The 19,083-nt window shown below is 32.8% G+C and carries 12 protein-coding genes; 8 read left to right on the top strand and 4 right to left on the bottom strand.

The annotated features are described in order from the left end of the window. Nucleotides 1-58: 58 nt before the first annotated feature. Both MHH59_RS15905 and MHH59_RS15900 read right to left on the bottom strand, forming a co-directional pair. Entirely contained in the window at nucleotides 59-637 is a 579-nt protein-coding gene (locus MHH59_RS15905) for a sensor domain-containing protein (protein WP_016127249.1), read from the bottom strand. Between the two features lie 203 nt (nucleotides 638-840). Continuing rightward, a complete protein-coding gene (locus MHH59_RS15900) occupies nucleotides 841-2,178 on the bottom strand; it encodes an erythromycin esterase family protein (protein WP_078179038.1) in 1,338 nt (445 codons plus the stop codon). 360 nt (nucleotides 2,179-2,538) lie between these two features. Here MHH59_RS15900 and MHH59_RS15895 point away from each other — a divergent pair, with 360 nt between their 5' ends. Beyond that, a complete protein-coding gene (locus tag MHH59_RS15895; RefSeq protein ID WP_002128073.1) occupies nucleotides 2,539-3,420 on the top strand; it encodes a CPBP family intramembrane glutamic endopeptidase in 882 nt (293 codons plus the stop codon). Nucleotides 3,421-4,163: 743 nt separating this feature from the next. Here the strand turns inward: MHH59_RS15895 and MHH59_RS30865 are convergent. Continuing rightward, entirely contained in the window at nucleotides 4,164-4,340 is a 177-nt protein-coding gene (locus MHH59_RS30865) for a SpaA isopeptide-forming pilin-related protein (RefSeq protein ID WP_157835323.1), read from the bottom strand. Between the two features lie 127 nt (nucleotides 4,341-4,467). Beyond that, nucleotides 4,468-4,611, bottom strand: coding sequence for a hypothetical protein (locus MHH59_RS15890; RefSeq protein WP_000132592.1), 144 nt, complete (start codon nucleotides 4,609-4,611; stop codon nucleotides 4,468-4,470). 481 nt (nucleotides 4,612-5,092) lie between these two features. Between MHH59_RS15890 and MHH59_RS15885 the strand changes: the two genes are divergently transcribed. From MHH59_RS15885 to MHH59_RS15855, 7 genes are all read left to right on the top strand, one after another. Continuing rightward, a complete protein-coding gene (locus MHH59_RS15885) occupies nucleotides 5,093-6,322 on the top strand; it encodes a helix-turn-helix domain-containing protein (protein ID WP_002017151.1) in 1,230 nt (409 codons plus the stop codon). 1,347 nt (nucleotides 6,323-7,669) lie between these two features. Then, nucleotides 7,670-8,989, top strand: a complete 1,320-nt coding sequence (gene hblC / locus MHH59_RS15880; protein ID WP_002128071.1) for a hemolysin BL lytic component L2 — start codon at nucleotides 7,670-7,672, stop codon at nucleotides 8,987-8,989. A gap of 61 nt (nucleotides 8,990-9,050) precedes the next feature. Continuing rightward, nucleotides 9,051-10,271, top strand: a complete 1,221-nt coding sequence (gene hblD, locus MHH59_RS15875) for a hemolytic enterotoxin HBL lytic component L1 (RefSeq protein WP_078178959.1) — start codon at nucleotides 9,051-9,053, stop codon at nucleotides 10,269-10,271. A 36-nt stretch (nucleotides 10,272-10,307) separates the two neighbouring features. Further along, a complete protein-coding gene (gene hblA, locus MHH59_RS15870) occupies nucleotides 10,308-11,435 on the top strand; it encodes a hemolysin BL binding component B (RefSeq protein WP_016127245.1) in 1,128 nt (375 codons plus the stop codon). Nucleotides 11,436-11,760: 325 nt separating this feature from the next. Beyond that, nucleotides 11,761-13,158 carry a hemolysin BL regulatory component HblB gene (hblB, locus tag MHH59_RS15865; protein ID WP_340851747.1) on the top strand — a complete coding sequence of 466 codons (1,398 nt, stop codon included), beginning with the start codon at nucleotides 11,761-11,763 and terminating at the stop codon, nucleotides 13,156-13,158. Nucleotides 13,159-13,846: 688 nt separating this feature from the next. Next, nucleotides 13,847-16,252 carry a PAS domain S-box protein gene (locus MHH59_RS15860; RefSeq protein WP_078178957.1) on the top strand — a complete coding sequence of 802 codons (2,406 nt, stop codon included), beginning with the start codon at nucleotides 13,847-13,849 and terminating at the stop codon, nucleotides 16,250-16,252. A gap of 273 nt (nucleotides 16,253-16,525) precedes the next feature. Beyond that, nucleotides 16,526-18,742, top strand: coding sequence for a binary toxin-like calcium binding domain-containing protein (locus MHH59_RS15855; RefSeq protein ID WP_340851744.1), 2,217 nt, complete (start codon nucleotides 16,526-16,528; stop codon nucleotides 18,740-18,742). Nucleotides 18,743-19,083: the final 341 nt, after the last annotated feature.

Below are 19,083 nucleotides of genomic sequence, written 5' to 3'. Positions count from 1 at the left end.
TTATGCATTGTTATACTTTTTAATTTTACACTGCGATCCTCTCACAGACTGCAAACTTCTATCGATTTAGTTGCCGAATCATACTACGTGTATAACCACCAAATTTCTTTGTCAAACCATCTACTATTCGAATACTTATGGCGATAGACACTATACCCATAGACATGACAAAGAGTGACTTGGAAAAAGTATCTATCTGTATGAAAATAATATTCATATCGATGTATCGATACAGTAGTGGTGCCAACAGGAACATAAGTGGCATTATATAAAAAATGATTACACTAATGAGACTGAAAATGCCAATCACAAATTTCTGCATTAACCAAAATACAGCAGACCAGGTGCGACGATCCGTAAGTCCTAATTTCACCTGAGCCCAGTTTGATGTATCCGTTGTTATACTTCTATCGTAAGAGTCAATCGAAATATCGGTATAAATTTTCGTCTGTATACGCTCGAATTGGATAAAAGGTGTGGTAGTCTGTAGTACTCGTATAACTAATGGAATCCCAACTACCGTAAATGAAAGGGTGAAACTGAATAGCAAAGCTATTAGGTAAAAACAAAAATAAAACAATCCTGTAACGAAAGTTAGCAATAAAAAATAACCATTCTGGATGAATCTTGATTTCATAAAGTTCATCGCTCCTCTCTGTGTAATAACCGCATCATACTGCTTTTTTTGTCAAATTCACCAGTGTAAAAATGTCATATGACATTTTTAAATGATGCTAAAAAGGGGAGAGTAACCTACTTCTGGTTAAAAAAGATGCTTATATTAATCTCCATAAAACAATCCCGTTCTTGCAGATGCAAGAACGGGATTGTTTTGTACTTTTATTTAATATGAGATGGACTTGTTTTTCGAATGTGAAAAATAATATCAAATTGCTCACGCAATGAAGTATCAAAGTATAACGAACCGTTCGGGAGGAGTTGTCCCCCAATACTCAGTAATGGCCTTTTTTCTCTAACCCATTTATCTGCTTGCCCTTTAAGGTGACGGTTATCTAACAAAAACATTTGATACGGGACTTTTCCAAGGGTATAATTGAAACTATTTACATCTTGTGGAATAGTATCCGTTGCAATCTTACCTCCGGTGGAAGGATTATATTCGCTGTATAATGTGAATGTCCCCTCCATAGTTGTACTACCAATTGTGACATAATTATTCTCTAAACGTTCCTTCAAAAACTGCCCCGCAGCATAAGGATATAATTTCTCATCGATAATTCCTTTAGCTATATGAATATTGTGTCCCCATACCATAGTTTTACCACCCAATGTCTCTTGTGCCCACATTGCTTGATCGGCCATGTATTGCTCATGTAGCTTTATCATACTTGGATAGTCATTAGGAAGCAGCATTGTGGTGAATTTCTCTATTGCATTCGCTGTTGCTTTTACCCAGATGTACTCGGATGAAACTATTTCTGTGTTTGCCTGCCCATTATCATCTTTAAGTAATTGGGCTACTTTCTCAGCGTTTGCCTTGAACTTTTTTTTCATTTCAGGAGCAAGCGTCATGTATTCCTGTACACTTCCAGTGAAAGATGACAGTTCTTTATAATTTTCTTCTACTTCTGCCAGCAAATCTGGTCGATGCAGCTTTACGTAATCAATTACTTTATTAAAGACACTTTGGTCCAGCGTCTTTAAGTCTAGTCCAATAAATTGGATCTTTTTTTTATTGGAAGGATTAGCATTATAATCCTTCATCCATTCAATCATGGCAATAATTTCATCAGTAGGATATAACAAGTTTAAAAATTCCCTAGGGTTTCCTTTTCCTGTTTGGATATATTCATTTAGTTTTAAGCCGTTTCCCCAATCTTCTTCCATTCCAAAATTCGTAAAACCCATCTCAGTAACCAAATATTTCACAAGGCGAAATTTCATGGTGAAAATTTCAGAGCTTCCATGAGTATTCTCTCCTAATCCTACATATTGTGCACTCCCAATCATTTTCTTAAGTGGTTTTAAATCCTCAAATGATTTTGACGGTTCTATCGTTTTTAATGGGTAAGCCTGTGATTGTATTGATTTAACTATATTTTTTTGGATTGATTGACCTGAATTTTCGACTGCTACTGTTTGAGCGTTTCCTACTTCTCCACATCCTGTGACTAATAAAGCTGTACTAACCATTGCAATTATTCTTTTCTTATTCATTTTTTTCCACCTCAATTGAATTGTTTTTAAAAGCGAGATTGATTCATGTACTTGCACGAATCAATTGCCTTAATTCAATTGTTATCTATCCCATATCATATTTTCTAGTTACATATTGTCATAAGGTTAATTGACACAGGTCATTGGCTAATCATTACACTTTTGTACTATCGGCTATGACAACTTATAAATAATAATTACATTGATGAGTCGCAAGTAAGACTAGATTATAAATTTGAGAGGGGTTTTAAAGATGGATTAATCTATATGCCAAAATATTTTCATTCTAAGTTGAATTTGTTGAAATGACAGGAAGTCGGTTCGATAAACAAATTAATAAAAGGGGAAGGGCGGATTACAATGATATTACATGCAGAATCATGCCGCAATAAAGATAAAGTCCAACGTGCAAAAAGAGGACTTCGACTCTTTTTAACTATCTTGTTCATTACTTCTATTATTCTAAATTTAGTAGTAATGATTACTAAAAGTATGCCGCTTATTGTGGTATATATGTTTACCCCAGCATTTTCTTCTATTTTGACTCGCATAATACTGAAAGAAGGGTTTAAAGATGTATCTTTTAGTCTCGGTAACTTAAAGATATGGAAGGGAATTGGTCTTGCTCTGCTAATACCTATGATTATTTGTGGAATTACTTATTCTATCGCCTGGTTGAGCGGAATTGCGAAGTTTCAGCATCCCGAAGGTGGTATGTTAGAACCAATCTACAATATACTTGGACTTCAGTATCTATCGGCACCATTCAGTTTCATTTATCTAGTAATATTGAGCGGCATTTTAGGAAGTTTGCTTAACTTAATCCCAGTTTTAGGAGAAGAAATGGGCTGGCGAGGTTATATGCTCACAAGGCTAGTCGATGCAGAGTTTTCAAGGCCCATCCTTATTAGTGGATTGATTTGGGCAACGTGGCATGTTCCAATTGTTATTGCTGGTCTATATGTAGAGGGACCATCTGTCTTTCTTTCAGTACTTGGCATCTATTTTTGTATTGTACCATTCAGTTATATTACAGCTTATTTACGACTTATCACAGGTAGCATTTGGCCTTCGGTTATCATCCATACTACTTGGAATGCCATTATTCAAGGACCTTTCGCACGTGCAAGTACAGGATATCAAACTGAGATTTGGATTGGAGAATCTGGATTGATAACCGCCCTTATTATCTTGATTACGGCAATAATTGTGTCTCGGATAATAAGATTTACTAAATATTGATTTTTTACATAAATTTTAAAAAAATGATTGTGAATCAGAAAAACGGACTCTCAGATTGCTTTTTAAGGGTTTTTAGTGGTCATGTGAATGTCATACGTATCGATAAGGATTAAATTCCACACGATTAAAAACAGGGTGTTTAAACAATATTTTGTTTTTATTCGTAATTTTAAATCTGAAATACTGAAGCCAATGTAATACAATTTCATTGGCTTCAGTATTTTGATTCTTAACTAAAAATAGAGTGGGAAATTAAGGGTGTCATATATATTAATTAAAAGTAGCATACAAAGAATGCTTAAGTGACATTTCTTTTGTTATAGAATAAACAAATCCTGATATTGCAGTAACTATTATTTTGAGGTCAATTTACAGTGAAATAAGTGTCTAATGTCTACTATTACTTTGGATTTATGTTACTGCACCTCTTAATTAGAGGTGTTGTTTTTGTTAATTAATAGCCATTGTACTTAGAAAATAAATAATATGTTTATGTGATGGAGTAATAAAGCTAGGTAGCATAAAGACTGATACTACAAAGATTAACAACATATAAAAAAATTATTTATATGTTGTGTCACCGCTGCTATTCCTAATAATTTTGGAATCTATTTATTTCTTCCGCTTTTGCGGAAACTAAAACTAATGTTGCGACCAGTAATATAGTGCCAATTAGATAAAAATAGTTGGACCTATATCGTCAGTATTTTTAATATTCCATTCGCTTTTTGTGTTTTCTATTTTTATTTTTGTACTGATGATAAGACCTTTCCCTCAATTAGATCTTTAAATAACGTAGACCTATTTGGTGCTTGAATTTCTTCCAACGTGAATTTTCCGAAGCATAGTGGTTCAGAAATAGCTTTATCATTTTCATCTGCTGTTAAATTTTCGACTTCTTTATTATCTTTGTCAAAAATTTGGAATACAGCAGTTTATCAGTTTTATATTCGAATTTGCAGCATCCACTTTTTTAATCTCAGTTTGTCCAAGTGATTGAATTTTTGGCTGTTAGTTCTTACGGTGATACAGTATCTCCTTGGACTTTCACTGTATTTTTAATCTTTTTTCCAGCTTGTCCCTCGCATGGAGTACCATTGTATGCCACTCTGTATGTGTCACATCCCAAAATTCTTCGTTTTCTTTTCCTACATTAAATTTACTTTTGTCTGTATCGAATGTATCTGTCACTGTTTAGCCTACTATTTGTAATGTACCTGGGGCATATTCTAGTTCGTCTGGCAATGTATCCGCAAAGGCTAGATTTTTCGCAGGATTAGCAAGAAGCTATTACTTACTAGAGTTGTATACTCCAATCATCCCTTGTTTCTGTATTTTGTAGGTTCTTCACTGTTTTCTCAAGTTCTATGATTAGATCTTGGAGAATTAAGAAACGACCCCCGCTCATTTCATTGTCGTTTAAAAACTTATAAGAAAAGAATCTATTTCTTTCACACTTTTCCTAACTTCTCCGATATGTAGATGCTAATTACAAATAAATAATATATGATTTTCATAAAAAAAATATAGTAATATTTTGTCGTGAATTGTACTATTTTGATATTTTATAGTAATATTTTGTCGTGAGTTATACCTGACGGAAAAAAATTTAGGAATTTATACAGTAACGATGTAAAAATTTATCATTTAATCTAATTAAGAGGAGAAGGTAATGAATAATTCTATCGATATACAACACTTGTGTGATCTCGCACATAAAGTCTTTAATGTACCTGTTCACATTTTATCCACAGACAAAAAAATCTTATATCATTCTACTTCTGATGATATTTGTAGTCCTTTTTATTCTTCTAAAGAAGAACATCTTAGTGACATTTATCAAGAAAATGATCCCAATAACTTGCCACTTTTCAGATGTAACAGTTATCTTGAAAATTTCGTCCTAATTCATATAGCAAATCATGATTACATAAAAGGGACTATTATAATCGGTCCCACTATACATCCAAAGGGCTCAGATGATATAACCTTTAAACTTCGGAAAGAATTTAACTTAAATAATAATATTCAAGAAAGACTAGCCTATTATCAGTGCCTACCTGAGATTAAAAAAACTACTTTAATTGATATGGGAGTTTTATTACATTACATGATTTTCAATGAAAAGTTAGATGTAGATATTGTTTTAGAAAAAAATAAAGTGCTAGAGGAAGTTCCCTATAAAATTGTGAAACCTGATCTATATATTTTAAAACGCCAACAAAATAAACCTAAAACTCACAACATGGCATTAGTACATAATTATTTTTCAGCAATCAAAGAAGGAGATAAAAAGAAGTTATTGCAATATATGTATGCAGTTTCGCAGGAAGATACTGAATTAATTTTAACAGCGGATCCACTCAGAAACCAAAAAAACCATGGGATTATTGCGATTACTTTAGCTACTCGATATGCGATAGAAGGTAATCTCCCACCAGACATTGCTTTTGCTCTTAGTATTTTGTATATCCAAACCATGGAACAACTAGATAACGTGGACTCTGTAAGGCGATTGTCGGGAGATGCTTTACGTACTTTTGCAGATCGGGTGAAAGAATTCAATGCGCAAAAATTTTCAAATGCGGTTACTACATGTATGAACCATATTAGTAAAAATGTTTACGATGGAATATCTCTCAATGAACTCGCTAATCATTTGGATATTACGCCTACTTATTTATCTAAATTATTTAAAAAAGAAGTGGGAATTCCTTTAAGTGAATTTATTCAAAGGGAACGAGTGGAAGAAGCAAAAAAATTATTAACACTCACTACATATCCATTATCAGATATTTGTGCTTGGCTTAATTTTAACGACCAAAGTTATTTTACAAGGGTTTTCAAAAAATCAACTAACATGACCCCTAGACAGTATCGTGAAAAATATACCGTAATATAAGCTTAGTATCAGTTTCTTGTGCAAAAACTTTAATATATGCCCAAGTAACTCTAAAACTTGAGCATACTGTTTCTTTTACTCTAGAAAGGGTATGTGATTGATCTAGAAAAGGAATATGTATTCAAATAGATCTTGAAGAGTCCATGAAACATATAGCCAAGCTAAAGGACAATGGAAAGATTTATACCATGTTGTTAATTTTAAAGAGTACACTAACCATCATTTTTCTAAGGAAACAAAAAACAGAAGGCTGCAAAGGTTCTTTTCGAGAAAGCTTTGCGGCTTTTTAAAATTTTAAAACCTATAGTAATAACGATGGATAAGTTTATAGATTAATATCTTCATGTTAAGTATTTATTAATGGTGATATTAGGGGCTATTACATAAAATTTAACAAAATAACATATATCACTTGATATATCTATATTATATGCAATTATACATAACCAAATAAAGGGAATAAAGTATAAAAAAACCTATTAAATTATTCTATAAGTATTTTTAAAAAAATAAAACTGTACGGTTAAGCTAAAATAGTTATTAATTAACCGTATACACTTTAATTTGTAATCATTACAATTACAGAGATAAAACTCCTAATTGATTATATTGGTATAATATTTTCAACACGATTTTTTACTTGACAGTTAAATTATCGGGCGCAATCGACAAAATTTTGCTATTTACGCATCGAAAATTTAATGTTTTAATGAACAACATAACTGGTATGATCAGACAGAAAGGAGAAGATTACGCTAATAGGAGTATAGTGAAGTTGCAAGTAACATCATGTTAAGTTTAATTTTCTTAATAATCAGTTAATTTATCAGGAGGTCTAGAGTCTCAAAAGGATCAAGTTTGTAATAAAAGTGTTTTAAGTTACTGCATAACAAAAGTGAATTTATTCCGCAATAAAAGTATAAGCAATGTACAGTATAATTTCATCTTTTGTAGTCTTGTAAGGCTATTGCTGACAAAACTAAAAACCATATTATGAAATTGATATTAAAAAAAGGTCATGACAGGATTAACTCTAGAAGCAATAGTTTATCTATCTTCACGGCTCTGTAAGTTAGCAGCTCTAGGGGAGAAATAATATTTTACTACTCATTGGGCAGCTAATTCAAATATAGCTGATGAATTTTTATCGTTTCCTATTTGAAAAATAGAGTATCTAAATGAGAGGGAAGTAAAATCTTTAGATCCTATTAGAAGTAAATAATAACGATAACACCCTATCCGAAAGACTTCCCCTTCCTCATGCGTGTGCAAGGAGAGAGCCTAGCGCTAGGGCGTACAAGTTATATGAATCGAGTTATAAAAAACAATGGTAAAGGAGTGTACGGAATGAAAAATAAAATAATGACAGGATTTTTAATAACATCCATTGTAACTGGAGCAACTATTCCTATCAATACTCTCGCAACACCAATCGTTCAAGCAGAAACTCAACAGGAAAGCATGGATATTTCTTCATCATTACGAAAATTAGGTGCGCAATCTAAATTAATCCAAACGTATATTGATCAATCTTTAATGAGTCCTAATGTACAGCTAGAGGAAGTCCCAGCTTTAAATACCAATCAATTCCTAATCAAACAAGATATGAAGGAATGGTCATCAGAACTCTATCCACAGTTAATTCTATTAAATTCAAAAAGTAAAGGATTTGTAACGAAATTTAATAGCTATTACCCGACATTAAAATCGTATGTAGACAATAAAGAAGATAGTGAAGGGTTTTTGGATAGACTTGAAGTTCTTCAAGAAATGGCTATGACGAATCAAGAAAATGCGCAACGACAAATTAATGAATTAACAGAACTTAAATTACAGCTTGATAAAAAATTGAAAGATTTCGATACTGATGTGGCAACAGCACAAGGCATACTAAGTACAGATGGAACAGGGAAAATAGATCAGTTAAAAAATGAATTATTAAATACCAAGAAAGCAATTCAAAATGATTTACAACAAATTGCATTAATACCAGGAGCTTTAAATGAGCAGGGATTTGCTATATTCAAAGAAGTTTATAGTCTTTCAAAAGAAATTATTGAACCGGCTGCTCAAGCAGGGATGGCAGCGTATAACAAAGGAAAAGAAATTAACAACTCTATTCTAGAAGCAGAGAAAAAAGCAGCGCAAGAAGCGAAAGAGCAAGGTAAAACTGCTCTAGAAATTGAATCAGCCAAAAAAGCAGCTCGTGAAGCAATTGAGCGAAGCAAACAAGGTGAAATAGCTGCAGCTGCAGCCACAAAAACGCAAGAATATGACCTGATGAAAGCCATTGATACTGAAAAGATTAAGAAAACACTTGGTGTCTTCGCTGAAGTAAATAAACTAACAGCAGAACAGCGAGCATATTTAGATGATTTAGAGAAACAAAATCAAAAAATATATGATTTAACAACGAAACTATCAATAGCAGATTTACAAAAATCAATGCTTCTTCTTTCACAAAATGATTTGCATACGTTTGCAAACCAAGTAGATGTAGAACTTGACCTACTAAAGCGCTATAAAGAAGATTTGGATCTAATAAAAAATAACATTACAAAATTATCTACTAATGTTGATGCAACTAACGAGCAGTCTCAAAAAGATACATTAAGACAATTAAAAAATGTAATAAGTTACCTTGAAGAACAGGTATATAAATTTTGATATTACGTTTTTGAAAAAACTATAAAGATTATAAGAATCTAGCGAAAGAAGGAGAATAGTTATGAAAAAATTCCCATTCAAAGTGCTAACTTTAGCCACTCTGGCAACGGTTATAACTGCTACTACTGGTAACACTATTCATGCATTTGCACAAGAAACGACCGCTCAAGAACAAAAAGTAGGCAATTATGCTTTAGGTCCCGAGGGACTGAAGAAAGCATTGGCTGAAACAGGGTCTCATATTCTTGTAATGGATTTGTACGCAAAAACAATGATTAAGCAACCGAATGTAAATTTATCTAATATCGATTTAGGATCAGAAGGAGGGGAGTTGCTCAAAAATATTCACCTTAATCAAGAACTGTCACGAATCAATGCGAATTATTGGTTAGATAAAGCGAAGCCACAGATTCAAAAAACAGCTCGTAATATTGTAAATTACGATGAACAATTTCAAAATTATTACGACACTTTAGTAGATACTGTACAAAAGAAAGATAAGGCAGGTCTAAAAGAGGGCATAAGTGATTTAATTACTACAATTAATACAAATTCAAAAGAGGTTACAGATGTAATTAAGATGCTACAAGACTTCAAAGGGAAACTATATCAAAATTCTACAGATTTTAAAAATAATGTTGGTGGTCCAGATGGGAAAGGTGGATTAACTGCAATATTAGCAGGTCAACAGGCAACGATTCCGCAACTTCAAACTGAAATTGAGCAACTTCGTTCTACTCAGAAAAAACATTTTGATGATGTATTAGCATGGTCAATTGGTGGTGGATTGGGAGCAGCTATTTTAGTTATTGCAGCTATTGGAGGAGCAGTTGTAATTGTTGTAACTGGTGGTACAGCAACACCAGCTGTTGTTGGTGGACTTTCAGCTCTTGGAGCAGCTGGTATCGGTCTAGGAACTGCGGCGGGTGTCACGGCATCTAAGCATATGGACTCCTATAACGAAATTTCTAACAAAATCGGAGAATTAAGTATGAAAGCAGATCGTGCTAATCAAGCAGTTCTTTCGCTTACTAACGCGAAAGAAACATTGGCATATCTATATCAGACTGTAGATCAAGCGATATTATCTCTAACAAATATTCAAAAGCAATGGAATACAATGGGCGCAAATTATACAGATTTACTGGATAATATCGATTCTATGCAAGACCACAAATTCTCTTTAATACCGGATGATTTAAAAGCTGCTAAAGAAAGTTGGAATGATATTCATAAAGATGCAGAATTCATTTCAAAAGATATTGCTTTTAAACAGGAATAGAACTGAAAATTAAAACCTAAATTGGAGGAAAATGAAATGATAAAAAAAATCCCTTACAAATTACTCGCTGTATCGACGTTATTAACTATTACAACCGCTAATGTAGTTTCACCAGTAGCAACTTTTGCAAGTGAAATTGAACAAACGAACAATGGAGATACGGCTCTTTCTGCAAATGAAGCGAGAATGAAAGAGACCTTGCAAAAAGCCGGGTTATTTGCAAAATCTATGAATGCCTATTCTTATATGTTAATTAAAAATCCAGATGTGAACTTTGAAGGAATTACTATTAATGGATATGTGGATTTACCTGGTAGAATTGTACAAGATCAAAAGAATGCAAGAGCACATGCTGTTACTTGGGATACAAAAGTAAAAAAACAGCTTTTAGATACATTGACGGGCATTGTTGAATACGACACAACATTTGACAATTATTATGAAACAATGGTAGAGGCGATTAATACAGGGGATGGAGAAACTTTAAAAGAAGGGATTACAGATTTACGAGGTGAAATTCAACAAAATCAAAAGGTTGCACAACAACTAATAGAAGAATTAACTAAATTAAGAGACTCTATTGGACAAGATGTTAGAGCATTTGGAAGCAATAAAGATCTCTTGCAGTCGATTTTAAAAAACCAAGGTGCAGATGTTGAAGCCGATCAAAAGCGTCTAGAAGAAGTATTAGGATCAGTAAACTATTATAAACAATTAGAATCTGATGGGTTTAATGTAATGAAGGGTGCTATTTTGGGTCTACCGATAATTGGCGGTATTATAGTGGGAGTAGCAAGAGATAATTTAGGTAAGTTAGAGCCTTTATTAGCAGAATTACGTCAGACCGTGGATTATAAAGTAACATTAAATCGCGTAGTTGGAGTTGCTTATAGTAATATTAATGAAATGCACAAGGCACTTGATGATGCTATTAACGCTCTTACTTATATGTCCACGCAGTGGCATGATTTAGATTCTCAATATTCGGGCGTTCTAGGGCATATTGAGAATGCAGCTCAAAAAGCGGATCAAAATAAATTTAAATTCTTAAAACCTAATTTAAATGCAGCGAAAGACAGTTGGAAAACATTAAGAACAGATGCTGTTACATTAAAAGAAGGGATAAAGGAATTAAAAGTGGAAACTGTTACTCCACAAAAATAGGGAAATATTAATTCTGTTGCAAAGTGAACCATAACATAGAGAGTCTATGATTACACTGTTAAACAGTAAAGCGATAATTAATAAATCCTTATATATTAAAAAGGCGGAGTCTCATTAAAGACTTCGCCTTTCACTTATATATAAGTTTTATCCAAATAAAAAGATAGCCATGTAGTTTACTTGTTTTTAAAAATTTGTAACAGAATCGATTAATAGGGGACAGTTTATATAGATTCGCTTAATAATATCGAATCTATGCAACTACATCGTCTTTTAATAAGAATAGGACTTGAAATCATACTCTATACAGGAGGAATAAGAAAAGATGAAAAAAAAACCTTATAAAATACTGGCTGTATCAGCATTTTTAATTATGACAACTACCTATGCAGTCACACCAGTAGCAACCTTTGCAATTGAAACTGAACAAACGAACACTGGAGATATGTCTCTTTCAGCAAATGAAGAAAAGATGAAAAAAACTGTACAAGATGCTGGGTTATTTGCAAAAGCTATGAATGAATATTCTTATTTGCTAATTAATAATCCGGATGTGAGTTTTGAAGGAATTTCTATTAATGGGTATGCAGATTTACCTAGTAAAATTGTACTGGATCAAAAGAATGCAAGAGCACATGCTGTTACATGGAATACAAAAGTAAAAAAACAGCTTTTAGATACATTGACCGGCATTATTGAATACGATACAAAGTTTGAAAATTATTATGAAACATTAGTAGAGGCGATCAATAATGGAAATGGGGATACTTTAAAAAAGGGGATTACTGATTTAAGGGGGGGAATTCAACGAAACCAAAAGTCTGCAAAAGCATTAATAGAAGAATTAACTAAATTTAAAAACGCTATTGGAGAAGATGTTAGAGTATTTGGAAGCCATAAAGAGACCTTGCAATCGATTTTAAAAAACCAAGGAGCTGATGTGGAGACTGATCAAAAGCGTTTAGATGAAGTTTTAGGACAAGTAAACTATTATAAGAAATTAGAATCTGATGGATTAATAATGGTGAAAATACCTTTTATCCCCACGCTTATTTCTGGTGGCATAATGATAGGTACTGCTAGAGATAATTTAGGTCGATTAGAGCCTGCTTTAGCAGAATTACGTAAAACTGTTGATTATAAAATTACATTAAATCGTGTAGTCGGAGTTGCATTTCATAATATTAGCGATATGCATAGTACGATTGATAGTGCTATTACTGCTCTTACTTATATGTCCACACAATGGGATGATTTAGACTCTCAATATTTGGGCGTACTGGGGCATATTGATAAAGCTGATGAAAAAGCTGATCAAAATAGATATAAATTTTTAAAGCCTAACTTGAATTCAGCTAAAGATAGTTGGAAAACATTAAGAACAGATGTTGTCACATTACTAGAAGGCATAAAAATTGCAGAGAAGAAAGAACAGGATTTTATGAATCTACTTCGTCCATCAAACGTTTTTTACTTTTATAAAAAAATCCATAACGCATACACTTTTGAAATAAAGACTGGAACAAATGCACCAAATGCGTCTTATAAAGTTATGAATTTAACTAAAAACACTGTTCATCATATGTGGAGTGGAGGTGCTAATACAAGCATGTGGGCTGACTGGCTTTCATTCAATCCAAATGATGAATTTGCGGTGGTAGTAGTAGTGGATGGGAAAGAATATGTTGTGTATAAAGACAAAGTAGAAAATATAATGAACTGAACCCAAAAAAATGCATTAATTGGGGATGGTACACATCGCTATCAAGCTAAGAAAAACAAATACCCCCAGAACGAAATTTTGTGCTAACTTTTAACAGAAAAGCTCATTTTTTCGTTTTGGGGTGAATCTATTTTCTTAAGTTGATGGGCATGGGGATGGTACACTAAACTAGACACCAAGTTAAGTGAAAAATTGAACGGCATAAGGCTCCTTATTTCCTAGAACACCTAGCTAAAGCAAAAGAATTTGTACAGTAAAAAAGTGAATATTGAATCAAGGTGCTGGTTGCTTTATGTGTATGGCTTAACCAAAAGATTGCAAATACATTAAAAGAGCAACTTGTAATAAAGATATTGCAATATTTTTAAAGCGAAAAGCCGAAATTGAGGAATTTGAAGAATTGTAATAGTGAAGGAATTGATTAATTTATAAAAAACATAGGAATTAAATATTCCTACGTTTTTTTGTACATAACATTTAAATAAAAAGAGAGAATAAACACCTTATTTTTGGGGTGTTTGAAGGTTCAAATGGAAGATTCCCTGGTTTTCGATTTGAATCAATATGATACTATTTACATGTACTGTCATGTAGGGAATTATATTTTTTACACCTGAACTGTTTGTACTATTTGTAGGATTTTCTGTTTTTTTGTCGAATATATCTTTAATGCAAGGAGGGACATTACATGATTATTAAAGACTATTTCATCAATCTTTCTATTTTTTCTTTATTAGTTAGCGCAGCGATATTTATTCAAGTGTTTTTGATTCATTCCAGGCGATATTTCGAAAAATTCTATGGAGGGATTATTGCAGTTACTTTGATGCTCTTTTCTTTTCCATACATGGGATTTTCCTACGATCTTCGAGTTGTTCCTCTTATTTTATCTTTTATTTACTTTGGTCGCATTGCTGGTTGGATTACATTAATTAGCATTATTATCATGCGTATCTTTTACATTGGAGGTTACTGGGAACCTCCTGTGATTGCTTATTTAGGTTTGGGTATCCTATTTGTTACTTTTAAAACATATTTTAAAAACCTTCATCCTTTTAAAAGTGCATCTTTATATTTTTCTGTTTTTGTTGGAATAAAGTGGTTAGTTGGTGTATTCTTTAATACTAAGTTACTTTACACTGGAGGCTTATTATATATAGCTTTAGGGCTTTTAATTGGGCTATTTCTTATGGAAGCCTACCAGAGATTATATTATTTAACACAGGACTTATCTAAAATGAATCGGGAATTAAAAAAATCCAAGCAAGAACTCACAGATACCGTACATGAGCTTCAAGGAGGGATTTTTAAATTTAAAAAAGTGGGTAAGCACTTTATACACACTTTATGTGATGGACAGTTTTATTATCAAAAAGGATTTTATTCTGAACAGGTGGTAGGGAAAAGCTTACGGACTATTGATGCTTCTATTGTTCCACCACATTTAGTTCCACAATTGATGAAGTATTATCTTCAGGCATGGGAAGGGAAAGAAAATATATTCGAATTACCCTGGCCAGATGATAAAACGATTATTCTTATTGCACTTAGGCCGATTAAACGAAATGGACAAGTTATGGAAGTTGTTGGTTCTATAGTCGATATAACCGAAAGGAAAAAGGTAGAATCAGAATTAAGAGCTACCAAAGAATTACTAGAATCATTTATAAAGCATAATGTAGATGCTATTACCATTTCTGATCGAGAAGGGCATATTTTACAAGCAAATAAAGCTTATGAAAAGATATTTGGATGGTCATTACAAGAAATCATAGGTAAGAGATTACCCTGTGTACCAGATTTCTTAATGGAAGAATCACTTGGAAATATTCAGAAAATTCTAACGAAAGAATCCGTAGTTACTAGATTAGAAACTGTTAGACGACGTAACGATGGAAGTCTTCTTGATGTCAGTCTGACAGTTTCTCCTATACTAGACGTAAGAGGAAATGTGTTAGCTTTATCTGCAATATGTAGAGACATCTCTGAAAGAAAACAAGCAGAAAGAGAACGACATCGATTACACCAACAATTAAAAGATAGTGAAATGAAGTACCGTGCACTAATCGAACAAGCAACTGATGCAGTATATGTAGTAGAGCTGAATGAAAATCATGTTCCAAGTCGATTCATTGAGGTAAACCCTGTTGGTTGTAAAAGATTTGGATATAGTAGAGAAGAGCTGCTCTCGTTACCATTTCCAAATGTAGTACCACAAGATTCTAAAATGATTGTAAGGTTGTTAAAAAGAATTAGAGAGGGACAAACTTCCTTCACTTTGCAAGATGAATATGTTTTTCCAACAGGAAAAATAATAACAACTGAGTTTAGTGTCCGTGTTTTTAACTTAAATGGTAAAAAAGTTTTCCTAAGTATTTCTCGTGATATCACTGAACGGCTAAAAACAGAAGAATTACTACGGAAATCTGAAAAACTTGCTGTCGTAGGACAATTAGCGACTGCAATGGCTCATGAAATTAATAATCCATTAACCGCAATGAAAGGGTTTATGCAATTACTAAAATCAACGGAAACTGAGAATAATCGGGGTTATATAAATATAGTATCATCAGAGATTGAGCGTATAGAAAGTATTACTAATGAATTTATGGCGGTAGCCAAACCACAGGTGGTAAAGATACAACCTAATGATATTGGTGTGCTAATGGATCAAGTTTTGACGCTACTGCAACCTCAAGCAATGATGAATAATATACAAATTAGAATCGATTTTACACCTGATATTCCATTGATTCCATGCGAAGGAAATCAATTAAAACAAGTATTTGTTAATATTTTAAAAAATGCAATTGAATCCATGCCAACAGGAGGAGAAATTTTGATTCAATTTGATAAACTTGATAATAATCAAATAAGGATTCGCTTTATCGATCAAGGATGTGGGATTCCAAAAGAACGTATACCATATTTAGGAGAACCTTTTTACAGTATTAAGGAAGAGGGAATCGGCTTAGGATTAATGGTCTGTTATAAAATTATTGAAACACACCAGGGGAAGGTATTTATTGAGAGTGATGTGAATAAGGGGACTATAGTTGAAGTCACTCTCCCAATTTGCACACTTCAAAATTAATACATTCTTTTACTGAAATTTTATAAGTTAGTGAGCAGTTAGCTTTGGCTAGCTGCTTTTTTGTATATATTGTAATCGATTCTTCATATTACGGCTTTTTGATGTTTCATATAGATTTTATGGCTTTTGAAAACTCTGTAAGTGTTTTGTAATATTTACGAGAGACTTTTTTAACAGTTATGAGAGAGAAAAGAAAGATTTGTTATATATGATGAAATTAATCTTACTAGTAGGTGTTCTAATGGACCTAGAAACCAAGGAGGAAAAATAACAATGAAACAATTGAAGCCAGCAATTAGTGTATTAGGTAGTGTATCGATGGCACTGACTTTAGCATCTCCTGCTTTAGCAGATGTAAAACAACCGAATCCAGGAGGTACAGTTGAAATATTCAAAGAGAATGCAAATGTAAAAAAAGAAGATAAGAATTTCACGCTCGGATCTGATGGGGAAATAGGTTCACTCATTACACAAAACATTGAAATGGCAAACAACGATTGGGATAAAGATGGTATTTCCAACGACTTAGAGATTAATGGATATAAAATTGAATTCAATTCACAAACTGGAAAAAATGAAGCGAAAGCATGGGATCCCGAGAAGGATAAAGGGAAACCAAAATTTATATCGAATCCTATGAATGCAAATACGGATGGTGATCCTTTTACTGATATGTATGAGGTTGAGAATTATAACAACGATTCTGATACTAATTTCAATCCGATAGTTGCCAACATGCCGAATTTGCAAATTGGTGTCAAACGAATTGAAGTAATTCCTATTGCAACCATTACGGATAATAATGGTGGATCAGTTAGTAGAGGATGGGAAAAAAGTGTATCTACACAACATTCATTTAATGTAGGTTTAAGTGGTTCAGGTGGTGCAGAAGGCTCAGCAGCCGGTCCTGTTCCTTCCGGAAGTGTTTCAGCAAATGTGGGATACGGATATTCAAAAACAACTACGGAAACGGAGAGTTATACAAATAATTTTGATTGGTCTACTGCAACAACTGTGGATACAGCGAACGCAGCAAAATTACGGGTACATTTGGAATATAAGAATGTAGGAACAGCATCCGCTGAAAATGTTTCGCCTCATTTTAATATTCGTTTAGGAAACAAAATTATTAATACTGTAAAGGCAACACAAGATCGTTATAAAGCAAACTATTTAAGTACAGAAAAAGGTGGACGGAATAAAACAGAAGTAGTAATTGACAGTTTAGAAGGACAAGCAGATGCGAATATTGTCTTATCTTTGGATGAATTGAAAGCTGTTGAACAAGGGGAACTTCTTTCGATTGAAGTTTTACCTACAAGTACAATGGATTTATCTATTGAAAAAGGTGAAGAAATTATGCATTTGGGGGATTCAGGGAGATATGAGTCTAGAGTAAATGCAGCTACTGAACAATTAGAAACAGATATAGGAAATATACCAAAGTTTAGGGTATATACTCCTAAAGACAAATCTCTTGCTGATAAGCCAGTTTTATCCTATAACGAAGTTTTTCAACAGGTAAATATAGATACGAAAAAAGTAAATCATATTGTAAACAAGGCTAAAAGTACTAATAACGTATCAGTGGTTTCAGCTAATAATGGAACTGATGCATTGAACGATTTAAAAGCGGGACAGGGAGATCGCGGTTATTTACATAAAGACTCTGTACACGGAGCTTTTGCAAAGCTACAGCAACCAACATTAGTAGAAGGTAGTTATGATTCTGTGACGCAAAAGATTAGGGCAACAATTTTACCTGGTTTATTTGGAGGGAGTAAAGATATTCCTACTACTTATAGTAAGAAATGGAATGCTCCGTCACAAACAGTAACACTGGTTAAACGTGAAAATGGATTTACATATGAGTCTAGAGAAAATATACACCCTATTAAATCTGAAATTGCTGCGCACAGAAAAGTTACATTTGAAATCAATGACGCACACAATCTAACGCCTACACAAAAGATTGATACTGAAATTAAAGCTAATAAAGAATTTGAAGATTATGTAGTAGATAATTCAGGTGAATTTGTTACAGAAGGAGTTCCTTATACCGTGGCTTCATATGGAAATACAGCTTATTTGGGAAGTCATCATGCAGGGAATAAATGGGAGTATCTTTGGGCTGAAAAATCTAGCGATGAAAAAGTGAATGTAATTATTGAAAGAGTAGGTCAACCTAAACCTGGAAAACCAATTAAAAAGGATGAAGAGGTATTAATTAAATTTCAAAATCCTATTTATTCAGATTATGCATATTTAAAACTTCAAGATAGTTATATCCATTTAGATCAAAAACAGAACGCAAGTACTTTTAAATTTAATCATGCATATCCAAAGAATTTCACTGGACACCATAAGCAATGGAACATACTATCTAATGGTAATAAGTTAAAGGTAGGATATTTAATCGATTATATGAAATATGGTAATGGAGAGAATGGGACTGATACTATAGCATGGAATCTATCAAGAGTTCAGTAATAGGTAACAGTTCTGTTGCTAAGTTTGGAAAGAGAACTGGAAATGAATTGAATCCGAAAAGTTAGATACAATAATTTAGGTTACTAATAAGGAATGAGTTCGATGGTGAATCGGACTCATTCCTTTTAATTTATATAATTTAGAAACTACTATTTTAAATACTTATCTAGTCATATAAGTAATCAAATGTTAAGATTACTATCTGTATTACATGATTTATTTTCCGAATTTTCATTCGTTTCGAGGGTGAAATGTGGAATTCTGATTTATTTATGTGATTAGTTTTTATATCTTTACCTATAAAGATATTTTTATTGGATAATAGAAAAAATAAATTTTTT

Source organism: Bacillus sp. FSL E2-0195 (genome assembly GCF_038003645.1).
In the GTDB taxonomy this organism is placed as follows: domain Bacteria; phylum Bacillota; class Bacilli; order Bacillales; family Bacillaceae_G; genus Bacillus_A; species Bacillus_A mycoides.
The sequence above is the reverse complement of the archived record's forward strand: the minus strand, read 5'-3'. Positions and strand labels throughout refer to the sequence as shown.

Coding starts and splice junctions, on each gene's coding strand:
- MHH59_RS15895 (WP_002128073.1), top strand. CDS start 2,539: ATGATATTACATGCAGAATCATGCCGCAATAAAGATAAAGTCCAACGT.
- hblA (WP_016127245.1), top strand. CDS start 10,308: ATGATAAAAAAAATCCCTTACAAATTACTCGCTGTATCGACGTTATTA.
- MHH59_RS15855 (WP_340851744.1), top strand. CDS start 16,526: ATGAAACAATTGAAGCCAGCAATTAGTGTATTAGGTAGTGTATCGATG.
- MHH59_RS15900 (WP_078179038.1), bottom strand. CDS start 2,178: ATGAATAAGAAAAGAATAATTGCAATGGTTAGTACAGCTTTATTAGTC.
- hblB (WP_340851747.1), top strand. CDS start 11,761: ATGAAAAAAAAACCTTATAAAATACTGGCTGTATCAGCATTTTTAATT.
- hblC (WP_002128071.1), top strand. CDS start 7,670: ATGAAAAATAAAATAATGACAGGATTTTTAATAACATCCATTGTAACT.
- MHH59_RS15905 (WP_016127249.1), bottom strand. CDS start 637: ATGAAATCAAGATTCATCCAGAATGGTTATTTTTTATTGCTAACTTTC.
- MHH59_RS15860 (WP_078178957.1), top strand. CDS start 13,847: ATGATTATTAAAGACTATTTCATCAATCTTTCTATTTTTTCTTTATTA.
- hblD (WP_078178959.1), top strand. CDS start 9,051: ATGAAAAAATTCCCATTCAAAGTGCTAACTTTAGCCACTCTGGCAACG.
- MHH59_RS15885 (WP_002017151.1), top strand. CDS start 5,093: ATGAATAATTCTATCGATATACAACACTTGTGTGATCTCGCACATAAA.